Source organism: Streptomyces sp. NRRL F-2580 (genome assembly GCF_000720115.1).
Taxonomy (GTDB): Bacteria; Actinomycetota; Actinomycetes; order Streptomycetales; family Streptomycetaceae; genus Streptomyces.
Window position 1 is genome coordinate 59,829 of sequence record NZ_JOIR01000009.1, and the last position, 14,156, is coordinate 73,984.

Here is a 14,156-nt window from a genome sequence, read left to right on the forward strand (position 1 = left end):
CGGGGTAAGGCCCGTTCCGGCACCGTGCCGTGCCGGAACAGGCCTCGGTCGTGCCCTCACCGCGTGCGGCGCGTCACGAACTCCGCGAGCGCCAGCAGGCCACCCGCTGCCGCGAGGTCCGGCACGGCGCGCGACAGCTGCTGGACCGCCCGCCCCATCCGGTCCGCGGCATGGGCCTGGGCCCAGTCGCGCCCGCCCGCCCGGTCCACCGCGTCCGCCGCGTCGCGCACGTCGTCCCCGGTCATGGGGCCCGCGTACAGCGCGGCCAGTTCCTCCCCCGCCGCGGTGCCGGAGGTGAGGGCGGCCACGACCGGGAGGGATTTCTTGCGGGCGATCAGGTCGGCTCCAGCGGGCTTGCCGGTGTGCCCCGGATCCCCCCAGATGCCGATCAGGTCGTCGATCAGCTGGAAGGCCAGCCCGGCCTCCCGCCCGAAGGCGTCCATGGCGTCGACCTCGTCCGGCCCGGCCCCGGCGTACAGCGCGCCGAGCGCGCACGCGCAGCCCAGCAGGGCCCCGGTCTTGGCCGTCGCCATGGTCAGGCACTCGTCGAGGGAGACGTTCGGGCGCTGCTCGAAGGCACAGTCCGCCTGCTGGCCGGCGCACAGCTCGATGACGCACGCGGCGAGCCGGGACGAGGCCGCCGCCGAGGCCGGATGCGGATCCTCCGCGAGCAGCCGCAGCGCGAGCGCCATCATGGCGTCGCCCGTGATGATCGCGTCCGGTGTCCCGAAGACGGTCCAGGCGGTGGCGCGGCCGCGCCGCCGGACGTCCTTGTCGATGACGTCGTCGTGCAGCAGCGTGAAGTTGTGCGCCAGCTCCACGGCCACCGCGGCCCGTACGGCCTCGTCGGCCCGGCCCGCCCCCGGCCCCGCGAGCGCCTGGGCCGCGGCCAGGACCAGGGCCGGCCGGATGGCCTTGCCGGCGTTGCCCGCGGCCGGGGTGCCGTCCTCGCGCTCCCAGCCGAAGTGGTACATCGCCACGCGGCGCATCCCGCCGGGCAGGCTCTCGACGGTCCGGCGCAGCTCCGGGTTGACGGTGTGCCTCGTCCGTTCCAGGAGGGCGGCGGCCTCCTGGCCCTCACCGGTCGCGGTGGCGTTCACCGTACTCAGCGCCAGCGGCCGATCTCGACGTTCTCCAGCACGCCGAGGGCGTCCGGCACCAGCACGGCGGCGGAGAAGTAGGCGGTGACCAGGTACGAGATGATCGCCTGCTCGCTGATCCCCATGAAGCGGACCGACAGGCTCGGCTCGATCTCGTCCGGGATGCCGGGCTGGTGCAGGCCGATGACGCCCTGCTCGTCCTCGCCGGTGCGCATGCAGAGGATGGACGTGGTCCGGGCGTCGCTGATCGGGATCTTGTTGCTGGGGAAGATCGGCACGCCGCGCCAGGACGGCACCCGGTTGCCGCCGATCTCCACCGACTCCGGGTAGAGCCCGCGCTTGTTGCACTCGCGGCCGAACGCGGCGATCGCCTTGGGGTGGGCCAGGAAGAGCTTGGAGCCGCGCCGCATGCTGAGCAGCTGGTCCATGTCGTCCGGGCTGGGCGCGCCGTCGTGCGGCTGGATGCGCTGGTCGTAGTCGGCGTTGTGGAGCAGGCCGAAGTCGCGGTTGTTGAGCATCTCGTGCTCCTGGCGCTCGCGCAGCGCCTCGACCGTGAGCCGCAACTGCTGCTCGGTCTGGTTCATCGGGTGGTTGTAGAGGTCCGCGACGCGGCTGTGCACCCGCAGGACCGTTTGTGCAATGGAGAGTTCGTACTCGCGCGGGCGCGCCTCGTAGTCCACGAAGGTGCCGGGGAGGACGGCCTCGCCCTGGTGGCCGGCGGAGAGTTCGATCGCGGCCTCGCCGTACTTGTTGGTGCGCTGGGCGGGCAGCGTCCGTACGTTGTCCAGGTGCGCGCGCAGCGAGTCGACGCGGTCGGCGAGCAGCTGGAAGTCCTGGCGGGTCAGGACCAGCGCGGTGCCGGCGGTGGCGGCGCGGGCCGTGTACTCCCAAATCGATTCTTCATCGACCAGGGAGCCCTCGCCGAAGTACGCGCCGTCGGCCACGGTCCGCAGGACGGCGTCGTCCCCGTACGGGCCCGGGCCGATCTGGTCGACACGGCCGTGGGCGAGCAGGAACACCTGGTCGGCGGGGCTGCCGAAGGCGGTCAGTTCCTGGCCGGGCTCGAAGTCGATCTGCCGGCAGCGCTGGGCCAGTTCTTCGAGGACGTCGAGGTCCTCGTAGTCGCGCAGCAGCGGGAGCTCGCCGAGCTCGGCGGGGATCACCTGGACCTGGGTGCCGGTCTTGATGAACTCGACGACGCCGTTGCCGACCGAGTAGCTCAGCCGGCGGTTCACGCGGTACGTGCCGCCCTGTACCGAGACCCACGGCAGCATCTTCAGGAGCCACCGGGAGGTGATCTCCTGCATCTGCGGTGCGGACTTGGTCGTGGTTGCCAAGTTCCGCGCGGCCGTCGTCCCGAGACTGCGCTGTGGTGCCTGGGCCTCGGGTTCGGAACCTGCCTGGACCGACATGTATTTCCCTTTCGATCACTCCATGGATCTGCGGGGTCAGCCTTTCAGCACAGAACGTGATGGGACCATTACACAAAAGGGTGGGACTACTCCGTCCGGGTGCAGGGCACCCTTTCGGGCTCCCCTTCTCCCCCAGGAGTCTCGCGAGCCCCTCGCACCCCATCGTTTTCAGCCAGGCCGCCCTCGCCCTTGCTAGGCCGCGTATTTTGCATACGAGATGCAAGTTTTCTACGGTGACCCCATGCGGCTGACCCGATTCACCGACCTGGCCCTGCGCGTCCTGATGCGCCTGGCGATCGAGGAGAGCGAACTCCCGACCACCCGCGACGTGGCGGCGGCCATGGAGGTCCCGTACACCCACACGGCCAAGGTGGTCGCCAGGCTGCAGCACCTCGGGCTGGTGGAGGCGCGTCGCGGCCGCGGCGGCGGGCTGACCCTGACCTCCGCCGGCCGGGCCGCCTCGGTGGGCGGGGTGGTGCGCGAGCTGGAGGGCGCGGGCGACGTCGTGGACTGCGACGGCACCTCCCCCTGCCCGCTGCGCGGCGCCTGCCTGCTGCGCGGGGCCCTGCGCAGGGCCCAGGAGGCCTTCTTCGCCGCACTGGACCCACTGACGGTGAGCGACCTGGTGGCGGCCCCCACGGGACCGCTCCTGCTGGGCATTTCCGGCCGGGCGCCGACGGTGGCCGAAGGGCCCTGACCGCCCCGGCCGGATGGCCGGTTCCCGCCGCCCGGTGACGCGCGAGGACCGGCCCCGCCAGGATCTCGAACAGAAGTCCGCACGGGCCCACACCCCCACCAGCCACACCTTTCCGCGACCATAAATACGCATCGCAGATACCAATTCATCAACGCAAGCGCGCGAGGAGCCACGATGCTTTCCGAGAAGTCGACCGCGACCGTACGAGCCACCCTGCCCGCCGTGGGGGCGGCGATCGGCGAGATCACCGAGCTCTTCTACACGAAGCTCTTCGCGGCGCACCCCGAGCTGATCCGGGACCTCTTCAACCGGGGCAACCAGAACGCCGGCCTCCAGAAGCAGGCGCTCGCCGGATCCATCGCCGCCTTCGCGGTCCACCTCGTGGAGCACCCGGACACCCGCCCGGACGTGATGCTCGGCCGCATCGCCCACAAGCACGCCAGCCTTGGCGTCACCCGGGAGCAGTACGCGGTCGTCCACGAGCACCTCTTCGCGGCCATCGCGGAGATCCTCGGCGAGGCGGTCACCCCCGAGGTCGCCGAGGCCTGGGACGAGGTCTACTGGCTGATGGCGGGCGCCCTCGTCGCCATCGAGGAGCGCCTGTACGCCGAGCGGCGGATCGCCGCCGGGGACGTGTGGCGCGAGTGGACCGTCACCGGCCGGACGGAGGAGACCGCCGACTGCGCCACCTTCCGGCTGGCCCCCGCGGACGGCGCCCCCGCGCCCGCGTTCAAGCCCGGCCAGTACGTCTCGGTCCAGGTCGAACTCCCGGACGGCGCCCGCCAGATCCGCCAGTACAGCCTGTCCTCCTCGCCCGGCTCCCCGGTGCGCGCGATCACCGTCAAGCGGGTCCACGGCCCGGCCGCCGCGGGCCCCGACGGCGAGGTCTCCCACCACCTGCACGCCCGCGTCCGTACCGGTGACACCCTGCGCATCTCGGCCCCGTACGGCGACCTGGTCCTGCGGGACTCCACGGCCCCGGTCCTGCTCGCCTCGGCCGGGATCGGCTGCACCCCGATGCTCTCGATGCTGGAGCACCTGGCCGACACCGGGTACGGCGCCCCGGTGACGGTGCTGCACGCCGACCGCTCCCCCGCCGACCACCCGCTGCGCGGCGACCACCGGGCCCTGACCCACAAGCTGGCCGAGGCCTCCGCCCGGTTCTGGTACGAGGAGGCGGCGGAGCCCGGCGACGGCGAGGGCCGCATGGACCTCTCGGCCGTCCCCGTCGCCCCCGGCACCCACGCCTACCTGTGCGGGCCGCTGCCCTTCATGCGGGCCGTGCGCGAGCAGCTGATCGCCAAGGGCGTGCCGGCCCGCGACATCCACTACGAGGTGTTCGGCCCGGACCTCTGGCTCGCTTCCGCATGAGCCGTGTCCGGATCGGCTCGCTCGCCGTACGAAAACACTAGCCGCGGAAGGGTCGCCTCCACTAAACCGTAGCGTGATGAGACGAACACACAGGGTGTCCGTCCCGCACCGCAACGAAGGAGGCGGCCATGGCCGCACCCATGTCCGCGGACCGGTTCATCGACGCGCTCCGGCGCGAGGGTCTGACCGTCGTCGAGGTCGGCGCCTGGCGCACCCACAACCGCAACCACAAGGGGCCGTGGGGCCCGGTGCACGGGGTGATGATCCACCACACGGTCACCCGCGGCACCCCGTACACCGTCCAGCTCTGCCGGGAGGGCCACAGCGCCCTGCCGGGCCCGCTCTGCCACGGCGTGATCGCCAAGGACGGCCGGGTCCACCTGGTCGGCTACGGCCGCGCCAACCACGCCGGCCTCGGCGACTCCGACGTCCTGGCGGCGGTGATCGCGGAGAAGCGGCTCCCTCCGGACAACCAGGCCGACACCGACGGCAACCGCCACTTCTACGGCTTCGAGTGCGAGAACCTCGGCGACGGCGAGGACCCCTGGCCGGCGGTCCAGCTCGACGCCATCACCCGCGCGGCGGCGGCCTTGTGCCGGGTACACGCCTGGACCGCCCGCTCGGTGATCGGCCACCTCGAATGGCAGCCGGGCAAGGTCGACCCCCGGGGCTTCACGATGGCCTCGCTGCGCGAACGCATCGGCGAGCGCCTGAAGTAGCCGGCCCGTCGTCCCCGGCGCCACGCCGGGGACGACGGCGGAGCCCCGCTACCTGCTGCGCGCGGCCATGGCGAGCGCGATCACCCATCCCACCACGGACCAGCCCAAGAACAGGTTGACCACCAGCACGGAACCCTTGTTGGGCACCCCGCGGCCGAATGCGACGGCAGTCGGAATGAAATAGGCGAGGGCGATGACCAAGAGCCCCACCACGCCGAACGGAATCGCATCGCTGCTACCCATGAATCCCCCACCGCCACCGGATATGACGCCCCATCATCACCGATGCCCTGCGACCCGTGAAGAGCCTCTCACCCCCCGCCGGACCCCTCTCCTCCCGCACCACGGAGCCGGCCGCCCCACAATGGACGGGTGAACCAGTCCGCGAACCGTGATGTGCTCCTGGAGCCGCGACCGCCGTCCCCGCTCGTCGAGGCGGCGGACGAGCGGTTCGCCGCGCACGGCGTACGGCTGGTGCTGAAGCGGGACGACCTCGTCCATCCGGAGCTGCCGGGCAACAAGTGGCGCAAGCTCGCGCCGAACCTGCGGGCCGCGGTGGAGGCGGGGCACGACACGCTGGTCACCTTCGGCGGGGCGTACTCGAACCACCTGCGGGCCACCGCGGCCGCCGGGCGGCTGCTGGGCCTGCGGACCGTCGGCATCGTGCGCGGCGACGAGCTCGCCGGGCGGCCGCTGAACGACTCCCTCGCCCGCTGCGCGGCCGACGGCATGCGGCTGCACTTCGTCTCCCGTGCGGAGTACCGCGGCAAGGCGGAGCGGCGGGCACTGGCGCGGCTGGTGGACGGGGCGGGTGCGGGCGGTGCGTACGTGGTCCCCGAGGGCGGCAGCAACGCCCTCGCCCTGCACGGCTGCGCCGGGCTCGGCCGCGAGCTGTGGGGCGCGGCCGACGTGGTGGCCGTGGCCTGCGGCACCGGCGGGACCCTGGCGGGCCTGGCGGCCGGCCTGGCCCCGGGGCAGCGGGCGCTCGGCGTACCGGTCCTGGCGGGCGGATTCCTCGACGGGGAGATACGTTCCCTCCAGCGGGCCGCCTTCGGTGGCCCGGCCGGCGACTGGTCCCTGGCCGAGGACTTCCACCACGGCGGCTACGCCCGCGTCCCGGCCGCCCTGGAGGCCTTCGCCGCCGACTTCGAGTCCCGTCACGGCCTCGCGGTGGAGCGGATCTACGTGGCCAAGCTGCTCTGGGCCCTGGCCGACCTCACGGCCTCCGGCGCCTTCCCCCGCGGCACCACCCTGGCCGCGGTGATCACCGGCCGCCCGTAGCCTGGGGCTCCGGCTCAGCCGAGGCAGGCCGGCACCCGCTCGCGCCCCGTCACGTCGTCACGTCGTCACGTCGACTCGCGGTACGCCGCCGCCTCCTCCAGGTCCAGCCGGCGCAGCAGGACCCGCAGCATCTCGTCGTCGATCCGCCGCCGGTCCCGCAGCGTGACGAAGACCTCCCGCTCCGCCGCGATCATCTCGCGCGCGAGCCGCCGGTAGATGTCGTCCGCGGACTCCCCCGTCAGCGGGTTGACCTCCCCCAGCCGTTCCCACACCGCGTTGCGCCGCCGTTCCAGCACCGTCCGCAGCCGCTCCGCCAGCGGCGGCGGCAGGGTGCTGTTCTCCGGTTCCTCCAGCAGCTCCGCCAGCCGCTCGTCCGCGGCCCGCGAGGCCTCGCTCTGTGCCTGCGCCTCCGCGAGCGTCTCGGCCTGCACGTCCTTCGGCGGCAGCTTCAGCGCCCTGATCAGCGGCGGCAGCGTCAGCCCCTGCACCACCAGCGTCCCGATGACCGTCGTGAAGGTCAGGAAGAGGATCAGGTTCCGGTGCGGCACCGAGATCGGCACCGAGAAGGCGATGGCCAGCGAGACCACTCCGCGCATCCCGGCCCAGCCCACGATCACCGGGGCCTTCCAGTCGGTGTCCGTCTCCCTCGACCGGATCCGCTGGGAGGCCCAGCGCGGCACGAAGGTCGCCGGGAACACCCACAGGAACCGGGCCACCACCACCACGAGGAACACGGCGACCGCGTACCAGGCCGCGTGCAGGCCCTCGTACTCGTCCAGCCCCTTCAGGACCACCGGCAGCTGGAGCCCGATCAGCGCGAAGACCACCGACTCCAGCACGAAGGCGACCACCTTCCACACCGCCTCCTCCTGGAGCCGGGTGGCGAAGTCGACCTGCCAGTTCCGGTGTCCGAGGTACAACGCGACCACGACCACCGCCAGCACTCCGGAGGCGTGCACGCGCTCGGCCGCCGCGTACGCCACGAAGGGGATCAGCAGCGAGAGCGTGTTCTGGAGCAGCGGCTCCTTGAGCCGCTTGCGCAGGTGGTGGATCGGCACCATCAGCACCAGGCCGACGCCCACGCCGCCCACCGAGGCCAGCAGGAACTCCGCGATCCCGCCCGCCCAGCCGGCGCTCACCCCGACCGCGGCGGCCAGCGCCACCTTGTAGGCGGTGATCGCGGTGGCGTCGTTCACCAGGGACTCGCCCTGCAGGATGGTCGTCATCCGGTTCGGCAGCCCGAGCTTGCGGGCGATCGCGGTGGCGGCGACCGCGTCGGGCGGCGCGATCACCGCGCCCAGCACCAGGGCCACCGGCACGGACAGCCCCGGCACCAGCAGGTACGCCGCGTACCCGACGAGGAGCGTGGCGAAGAGCACGTAGCCCACCGACAGCAGCGCGATCGGCCGGATGTTGGCCCGCAGGTCCAGGTACGAGCTGTCCACGGCGGCCGTGTAGAGCAGGGGCGGCAGCAGCAGCGGCAGTACGATGTGCGGGTCGAGCGTGTACGGGGGCACGCCCGGGAGGTACCCGGCCAGCAGGCCCACGGCGACGAGCAGCAGGGGCGCGGGCACGGGCGTGCGGCGGGCCAGCCCCGCGACGGCCGCGCTTCCCGCGACAAGCCCCACCAGCGGCAATACCTCCATCGAAGATCCACCCTCATCCGTCGCGTGTCCGCACCGCGGCCCTACGCTGGTCATCATGAGCGAGTGCACCCACGTTGCCGAACTGCCGCGCCCCGAGCCGGTCCCGTCTGCGCAGACCTGTACCGAATGTCTGACCCTCGGCAGCCATCCCGTGCAGCTGCGGATGTGCCTGGGGTGCGGGTACGTGGCCTGCTGCGACTCTTCCCCCTACCGGCACGCCACCGCACACCACCAGGAGACCGGTCATCCGGTCATGCGGAGCTTCGAACCGGGCGAGACCTGGCGATGGTGTTTTGTCGACGGTTCGATCGTCTGAGGCGGGGTAGGTCAACCCTCCGCCGGTTCCCCCGATTTGAGCCCCGCAGACCCCTAGCCACTGTGCGTACCCATGGGCTTACCATCAGTCACTGGCCGCAGGCGGGTGTCCAGGCGGCGCCACGAGGGGTGCCGCGACACGATCACCCGGATCGCGATAGCGTCACCGGCGAACAGAGCTCGTACCACCTTGGAGGTGAGGGTGTCCCAGATCGCAGGCGAGCCCGGGACTCAGGACTTCGTGGAAGTCCGGCTGCCCGCTGCGGGTGCCTACCTGTCGGTGTTGCGCACGGCCACGGCCGGTCTCGCAGCACGTTTGGACTTCACCCTCGACGAGATCGAGGACCTCCGCATCGCGGTGGACGAGGCCTGCGCGATCCTGCTCCAGCAGGCCGTGCCCGGCTCCGTCCTCAGTTGCGTGTTCCGGCTGATCGACGATTCGCTGGAGGTGACCGTCTCGGCGCCCACCACCGACGGACGCGCACCGGAGCGTGACACGTTCGCGTGGACGGTCCTGTCGGCACTGGCCGGCAAGGTCGAGGCCACGGTCGAGGAGAACCGGACGGTGAGCATCAGCCTCTACAAACAGCGCGGCGCGGGGCCAGGCCCGGCGTGAGCGGCGGGGAGATCCCGGTGCGGGGCGGGGATCGGCCCCGGGTACGGCACGAGGTCGACGGCGGCATCCCGGAGCAGCAGCACGCCCGGCCGCACCCGGCTGACGCGGATGCGGAAGACGGCTTTTTGGACTCGGCGGAGCGACGGGCGGGCCCTATGAGCGAGAACCAGCACGACCAACCACAGCCACCGGCGGCCGCGGCCCCCGTGGCGCCGGCGGCTCCGGTGTTCCCGGTGACCCCGGCGCTGCCGGATCCGCGCGACCGCAGCGGCGCGCGGGCCCTCTTCATCGAGCTGCGGGCGCTGCCCGACGGCTCGACGGAGAAGGCGGAGCTGCGCAACCGGCTCGTACGAATGCACCTGCCGCTGGTCGAACACCTGGCCAGGCGCTTCCGCAACCGCGGTGAGCCGCTGGACGACCTGACCCAGGTCGCCACGATCGGCCTCATCAAATCGGTGGACCGGTTCGACCCCGACCGCGGGGTCGAGTTCTCCACGTACGCCACCCCCACGGTGGTCGGCGAGATCAAGCGCCACTTCCGTGACAAGGGCTGGGCGGTTCGGGTGCCCCGGCGGCTGCAGGAGCTGCGGCTCTCGCTGACGACGGCCACGGCCGAGCTCTCCCAGCAGCACGGCCGCTCCCCCACGGTGCACGAACTGGCCGAACGGCTGGGGATCTCCGAGGAGGAGGTGCTGGAGGGGCTGGAATCGGCCAATGCCTACAGCACGCTCTCGCTGGACGTCCCGGACACCGACGACGAGTCGCCGGCGGTCGCGGACACCCTGGGCGCGGAGGACGAGGCGCTGGAGGGCGTCGAGTACCGCGAGTCCCTCAAGCCGCTGCTGGAGGGGCTGCCTCCGCGGGAGAAGCGGATCCTGCTGCTTCGCTTCTTCGGCAACATGACCCAGTCGCAGATCGCCCAGGAGGTCGGCATCTCCCAGATGCACGTCTCCCGGCTGCTGGCCCGCACCCTGGCCCAGCTCCGCGACAAGCTGCTGGTGGAGGAGTAGGACCAGGCGCCGGACGTCCGGTTATCGGGCCTGCTCGCCGGGCCCGATACCGAGTGCCTCGGTCGCCGTCGGGTTCACCAGGAGTGCGACGACGGCCACCGCGGCCACGGCCAGGGCCACCGCGGCGGCGATCATCGCGCCGCCGGTGCTGTAGAGGGTCCAGGCCACCGGCAGCGCCATCAGCTGGGTGATCAGCGCCGGGCCGCGGCTCCAGCGGCGGCCCAGGCGCAGCCCGCGGGCCGCGATCAGCGGCAGCGCGGCGAGGGCGAGCAGGGTGATCCCGCCCGTCTCGGCCTGCTGCGGGGAGTCGGGGTCGCCGGCGATGCCGACGAACAGCATGTAGACGCCGAGGCCGGCCAGTGCCAGACCCTCCAGCGCGGTGAGCGCGGCGGCGGCGGTCAGCCGGCCGGGCAGCCCGGCGGGCGGTGCGACGGTGGGGGCGGGGGCCTGCGCAGGCTGCTTCTTACTCACTCCAGCAGGGTAGCGGCGGGCCCCGGACCCCGGAGGGGACGGGCAGTAGGGTCGGCACGAGAAGGGGTGGGTAGTCTGGCGCTCATGCGTGCACTTCTCGTGGCCAACCCAGCAGCGACGACCACCAGTGCGCGCACGCGTGACGTCCTGACCCATGCCCTGGCCAGCGAGATGAAGCTGGAGGCGGTGACCACCGAGTACCGCGGGCACGCCCGGGACCTGGGACGCAAGGCCGCGCACCAGGGGCTCGACCTCGTCGTCGCGCTCGGCGGCGACGGCACGGTCAACGAAGTGGTCAACGGACTCCTGCACGACGGGCCCGATCCGGACCGGCTGCCCCGGCTGGCCGTGGTGCCCGGCGGATCCACCAATGTCTTCGCGCGCGCCCTGGGGCTGCCCAACGACGCGGTCGAGGCGACCGGCGCCCTGCTGGACGCGCTGCGCGAGCAGCGGGAGCGGATTGTCGGCCTGGGTCTCGCGGCCGGCACCCCGGGCACGGAGGACGAGTCGGTCCCGGCGCGCTGGTTCACCTTCTGCGCGGGCTTCGGCTTCGACGCGGGAGTGGTGGGGCGGGTCGAGCAGCAGCGGGAGCGCGGCAAGCGTTCGACGCACGCCCTGTATGTACGACAGCTGATGCGCCAGTTCTGGGAGGAGCCGAACCGGCGGCACGGCACGGTGACGCTGGAGCGCCCGGGCGCGGATCCGGTGACGGATCTGGTGCTGTCGATAGTGTGCAACACGTCACCTTGGACGTATCTGGGCAATCGTCCGCTTTATGCCTCTCCGGAGGCGTCGTTCGATACCGCACTTGACGTATTGGCGCTCGACCGTTTGTCAACTCCGGCCGTCGCGCGCTACGCGACACAGCTCCTGACCTCCACTCCTGAGCGGGGTCCGCACGGCAAGCACGCGGTGTCTCTGCACGATCTGACCGACTTCACCTTGCATTCGAAGGTTCCCCTTCCGTTCCAGATGGACGGAGACCACCTCGGACTGCGGACCAGCGTTCGGTTCACAGGCGTACGCCGTGCACTGCGTGTGATTGTGTGAGCGGAAGGGCCAGAAGGCCTTTCACTCGAACGTTTACACGCCGGTCCACCCTCACGATGTAGGGCTGTGACCTAGTAGACACCGACGAATCAAAAAAAACTTTCCGGAAGGGGTTGTATCCCCGTCCGAGGTTTGCGAATCTCTTCATGGCGATCGGGACAGCCCGCACAACCCGGCACCCACACAGATCGCCAGAACCCCTCCACGAATCTCTGACTGATCACCCGCGTGAAACCGGGCGGTCGCCCTTCCCTCACGGGGGGATTCGTGAAAGCGTTCACATTCACAAGCAAAGTGCCCGCAATACAAGGAGATGGAGCAGCCATGGACTGGCGTCACAACGCCGTTTGCCGCGAGGAAGACCCGGAACTCTTCTTCCCCATCGGCAACACCGGTCCTGCGCTGCTGCAGATCGAGGAAGCCAAGGCCGTCTGCCGCCGTTGCCCCGTCATGGAGCAGTGCCTGCAGTGGGCGCTCGAGTCCGGTCAGGACTCCGGCGTCTGGGGCGGTCTCAGCGAGGACGAGCGCCGCGCGATGAAGCGCCGCGCCGCTCGCAACCGGGCGCGCAACGCCAGCGCCTGACAACGACTTTCGAGCCTCGACGCGCAGCGCGTAGTACCCGAACAAGCGCTCAGCAACGTGCTCTCGAGCCCCGGACCGATCACCTCCCCCAGCTACCGCCGGGAGGGGCCCCAGGTCCGGGGCTCAGTGCTTTTCCGGTCACACCGAGTGATGTTCCTGCCGTTGGCCGCACGTCACCCGGTGTGACGCAGCGTTACCGCTACGGCTACTTTTGCGGGCTCGACGGCAGGTCGAGGACGACCTTGGTCCCGCGCGGCTGCGACCGGACCATGTCGAACGTTCCGCCGAGCTCCCCCTCCACGAGGGTCCGTACGATCTGCAGCCCGAGGTTGCCGGCCCGCTGGGGATCGAATCCCTCGGGCAGACCGCTGCCGTCGTCGAGCACGGTGATCAGCAGCCGCCCGTCGGTGCGGCCGCTCCCGGTGCGCGTCGCGGCCACCTCCACGGTCCCCCGCTCGCCCTGGGTGAAGGCGTGCTCCAGGGCGTTCTGCAGGATCTCGGTCAGCACCATCGACAGCGGAGTAGCGACCTCCGCGTCCAGGATCCCGAACCGGCCGGTGCGTCGGCAGTCGACCTTGCCCGGCGAGATCTCCGAGACCATCGCGATCACGCGGTCGGCGATCTCGTCGAACTCGACCCGCTCGTCAAGGTTCTGAGACAGCGTCTCGTGCACGATCGCGATCGAACCGACGCGGCGCACGGCCTCGTTGAGCGCCTCGCGGCCCTGCGGAGAATCCATTCGGCGGGCTTGGAGCCGCAGGAGGGCGGCAACCGTCTGGAGGTTGTTCTTCACCCGGTGGTGGATCTCCCGGATGGTCGCGTCCTTGGTGATGAGTTCACGTTCGCGACGGCGCAGTTCGGTGACGTCGCGGCAGAGCACCAGGGAGCCGATCCGCGTCCCCTTCGGCTTGAGCGGGATCGCGCGCAGCTGGATGACCCCGCCGTTCCCCTCGATCTCGGTCTCCCTGGGGGCCCAGCCGCTGGCGAGTTTGACCAGGGCCTCGTCCACCGGACCGCGGGAGGGGGCGAGTTCGGCGGTGGTGTTGCCAAGGTGCTGCCCGACCAGGTCGGAGGCGAGGCCGAGCCGGTGGTAGGCGGAGAGCGCGTTCGGGGACGCGTAGGTGACCACGCCGTCGGCGTCGAGCCGGATCAGGCCGTCCCCGACGCGCGGGGAGGCGTCCATGTCGACCTGCTGGCCCGGGAACGGGAAGGAGCCCGCGGCGATCATCTGGGCCAGGTCGGAGGCGGACTGGAGGTAGGTCAGCTCCAGCCGGCTCGGTGTACGCACGGTGAGCAGGTTGGTGTTGCGGGCGATCACTCCCAGTACCCGTCCCTCGCGGCGGACGGGGATCGACTCGACGCGGACCGGCACCTCCTCGCGCCACTCCGGGTCGCCCTCGCGCACGATCCGGCCCTCGTCGAGCGCGGCGTCCAGGAGCGGGCGGCGGCCGCGCGGGACGAGGTGGCCGACCATGTCGTCCTGGTACGAGGTGGGGCCGGTGTTGGGGCGCATCTGGGCGACCGATACGTACCGCGTGCCGTCGAGGGTGGGCACCCACAGCACGAGGTCGGCGAAGGACAGGTCGGAGAGCAGTTGCCACTCCGAGACCAGCAGGTGGAGCCACTCCAGGTCGGTTTCACTGAGAGCGGTGTGCTGGCGTACGAGGTCGTTCATGGAGGGCACGTTGCGAGCGTACCCCGGGTACGCGTGATGACTTTCCCCACGACGGTACTCAGGAGTATCCAGGAAGGCCGCGGGCCGCGTACTGTTGGAGGAAGCGACGGGTTTCCACGTCCCGTCATTGGATGGACAGAACAGAATGGTCTAGTCCACAATTGACTAAGCTTCCGCCCTCCCCGCACAGGAGGACGGATCGAGGTAAGCC

General features: G+C 71.3%; 15 protein-coding genes. 9 read left to right on the forward strand and 6 right to left on the reverse strand.

The annotated features are described in order from the left end of the window. Nucleotides 1-56: 56 nt before the first annotated feature. Together IF88_RS0111145 and IF88_RS0111150 are read right to left on the reverse strand one after the other, a co-directional pair. On the reverse strand, nt 57-1,109 hold the full coding sequence (locus IF88_RS0111145; RefSeq protein ID WP_030709847.1) for a family 2 encapsulin nanocompartment cargo protein polyprenyl transferase: 1,053 nt from the start codon (nt 1,107-1,109) through the stop codon (nt 57-59). Further along, a complete protein-coding gene (locus tag IF88_RS0111150) occupies nt 1,106-2,512 on the reverse strand; it encodes a family 2B encapsulin nanocompartment shell protein (RefSeq protein WP_030709848.1) in 1,407 nt (468 codons plus the stop codon). Before IF88_RS0111150 ends, IF88_RS0111145 begins: the two co-directional genes overlap by 4 nt. A gap of 241 nt (nt 2,513-2,753) precedes the next feature. On the opposite strand from IF88_RS0111150, the gene IF88_RS0111155 reads away from it, so the two are divergent. The 3 genes from IF88_RS0111155 to IF88_RS0111165 all read left to right on the forward strand — a co-directional run bounded on the left by IF88_RS0111155 (nt 2,754) and on the right by IF88_RS0111165 (nt 5,299). After that, entirely contained in the window at nt 2,754-3,209 is a 456-nt protein-coding gene (locus IF88_RS0111155) for an RrF2 family transcriptional regulator (protein WP_030709850.1), read from the forward strand. Nucleotides 3,210-3,383: 174 nt separating this feature from the next. Continuing rightward, nucleotides 3,384-4,580 (forward strand): globin domain-containing protein, encoded by a 1,197-nt coding sequence (locus IF88_RS0111160; protein ID WP_030709852.1) that lies wholly within the window; start codon nt 3,384-3,386, stop codon nt 4,578-4,580. Between the two features lie 128 nt (nt 4,581-4,708). Beyond that, nucleotides 4,709-5,299: an N-acetylmuramoyl-L-alanine amidase gene (locus tag IF88_RS0111165; RefSeq protein ID WP_030709854.1), complete on the forward strand. Its 591-nt coding sequence runs from the start codon at nt 4,709-4,711 to the stop codon at nt 5,297-5,299. Nucleotides 5,300-5,347: 48 nt separating this feature from the next. Here the strand turns inward: IF88_RS0111165 and IF88_RS0111170 are convergent, their stop codons facing one another. After that, nucleotides 5,348-5,542 (reverse strand): superinfection immunity protein, encoded by a 195-nt coding sequence (locus IF88_RS0111170; protein WP_030709857.1) that lies wholly within the window; start codon nt 5,540-5,542, stop codon nt 5,348-5,350. A gap of 129 nt (nt 5,543-5,671) precedes the next feature. Here IF88_RS0111170 and IF88_RS0111175 point away from each other — a divergent pair, with 129 nt between their 5' ends. Beyond that, nucleotides 5,672-6,580: a 1-aminocyclopropane-1-carboxylate deaminase/D-cysteine desulfhydrase gene (locus IF88_RS0111175; RefSeq protein ID WP_030709859.1), complete on the forward strand. Its 909-nt coding sequence runs from the start codon at nt 5,672-5,674 to the stop codon at nt 6,578-6,580. Nucleotides 6,581-6,645: 65 nt separating this feature from the next. On the opposite strand, the gene IF88_RS0111180 is transcribed toward IF88_RS0111175, so the two are convergent. Further along, the gene (locus IF88_RS0111180; protein ID WP_030709861.1) at nt 6,646-8,226 is read right to left on the reverse strand and encodes a Na+/H+ antiporter; all 1,581 of its coding nucleotides are present in this window, start codon (nt 8,224-8,226) and stop codon (nt 6,646-6,648) included. 55 nt (nt 8,227-8,281) lie between these two features. On the opposite strand from IF88_RS0111180, the gene IF88_RS43375 reads away from it, so the two are divergent. The 3 genes from IF88_RS43375 to IF88_RS0111190 all read left to right on the forward strand — a co-directional run bounded on the left by IF88_RS43375 (nt 8,282) and on the right by IF88_RS0111190 (nt 10,167). Next, complete coding sequence (locus IF88_RS43375; RefSeq protein WP_078892836.1) at nt 8,282-8,542, forward strand: UBP-type zinc finger domain-containing protein; 261 nt, start codon at nt 8,282-8,284, stop codon at nt 8,540-8,542. 201 nt (nt 8,543-8,743) lie between these two features. Continuing rightward, nucleotides 8,744-9,157 (forward strand): anti-sigma regulatory factor, encoded by a 414-nt coding sequence (locus IF88_RS0111185; protein ID WP_030012703.1) that lies wholly within the window; start codon nt 8,744-8,746, stop codon nt 9,155-9,157. Between the two features lie 11 nt (nt 9,158-9,168). Then, on the forward strand, nt 9,169-10,167 hold the full coding sequence (locus IF88_RS0111190) for an RNA polymerase sigma factor SigF (RefSeq protein WP_420710938.1): 999 nt from the start codon (nt 9,169-9,171) through the stop codon (nt 10,165-10,167). A 21-nt stretch (nt 10,168-10,188) separates the two neighbouring features. Here IF88_RS0111190 and IF88_RS0111195 read toward each other — a convergent pair whose 3' ends face one another. After that, nucleotides 10,189-10,638, reverse strand: a complete 450-nt coding sequence (locus tag IF88_RS0111195) for a hypothetical protein (protein WP_030709865.1) — start codon at nt 10,636-10,638, stop codon at nt 10,189-10,191. An 84-nt stretch (nt 10,639-10,722) separates the two neighbouring features. Between IF88_RS0111195 and IF88_RS0111200 the strand changes: the two genes are divergently transcribed. Further along, nucleotides 10,723-11,688 carry a diacylglycerol/lipid kinase family protein gene (locus IF88_RS0111200; protein ID WP_030709867.1) on the forward strand — a complete coding sequence of 322 codons (966 nt, stop codon included), beginning with the start codon at nt 10,723-10,725 and terminating at the stop codon, nt 11,686-11,688. 324 nt (nt 11,689-12,012) lie between these two features. Continuing rightward, on the forward strand, nt 12,013-12,270 hold the full coding sequence (locus IF88_RS0111205; RefSeq protein ID WP_003953983.1) for a WhiB family transcriptional regulator: 258 nt from the start codon (nt 12,013-12,015) through the stop codon (nt 12,268-12,270). 205 nt (nt 12,271-12,475) lie between these two features. Here the strand turns inward: IF88_RS0111205 and IF88_RS0111210 are convergent, their stop codons facing one another. Further along, nucleotides 12,476-13,945 carry a sensor histidine kinase gene (locus IF88_RS0111210; protein WP_030709869.1) on the reverse strand — a complete coding sequence of 490 codons (1,470 nt, stop codon included), beginning with the start codon at nt 13,943-13,945 and terminating at the stop codon, nt 12,476-12,478. Nucleotides 13,946-14,156: the final 211 nt, after the last annotated feature.

Bases quoted from the DNA above. Each gene is read 5' to 3' on its own strand.
- IF88_RS43375 (WP_078892836.1), top strand. From the start codon at position 8,282: ATGAGCGAGTGCACCCACGTTGCCGAACTGCCGCGCCCCGAGCCGGTC.
- IF88_RS0111200 (WP_030709867.1), top strand. From the start codon at position 10,723: ATGCGTGCACTTCTCGTGGCCAACCCAGCAGCGACGACCACCAGTGCG.
- IF88_RS0111205 (WP_003953983.1), top strand. From the start codon at position 12,013: ATGGACTGGCGTCACAACGCCGTTTGCCGCGAGGAAGACCCGGAACTC.
- IF88_RS0111165 (WP_030709854.1), top strand. From the start codon at position 4,709: ATGGCCGCACCCATGTCCGCGGACCGGTTCATCGACGCGCTCCGGCGC.
- IF88_RS0111180 (WP_030709861.1), bottom strand. From the start codon at position 8,226: ATGGAGGTATTGCCGCTGGTGGGGCTTGTCGCGGGAAGCGCGGCCGTC.
- IF88_RS0111160 (WP_030709852.1), top strand. From the start codon at position 3,384: ATGCTTTCCGAGAAGTCGACCGCGACCGTACGAGCCACCCTGCCCGCC.
- IF88_RS0111150 (WP_030709848.1), bottom strand. From the start codon at position 2,512: ATGTCGGTCCAGGCAGGTTCCGAACCCGAGGCCCAGGCACCACAGCGC.
- IF88_RS0111210 (WP_030709869.1), bottom strand. From the start codon at position 13,945: ATGAACGACCTCGTACGCCAGCACACCGCTCTCAGTGAAACCGACCTG.
- IF88_RS0111170 (WP_030709857.1), bottom strand. From the start codon at position 5,542: ATGGGTAGCAGCGATGCGATTCCGTTCGGCGTGGTGGGGCTCTTGGTC.
- IF88_RS0111155 (WP_030709850.1), top strand. From the start codon at position 2,754: ATGCGGCTGACCCGATTCACCGACCTGGCCCTGCGCGTCCTGATGCGC.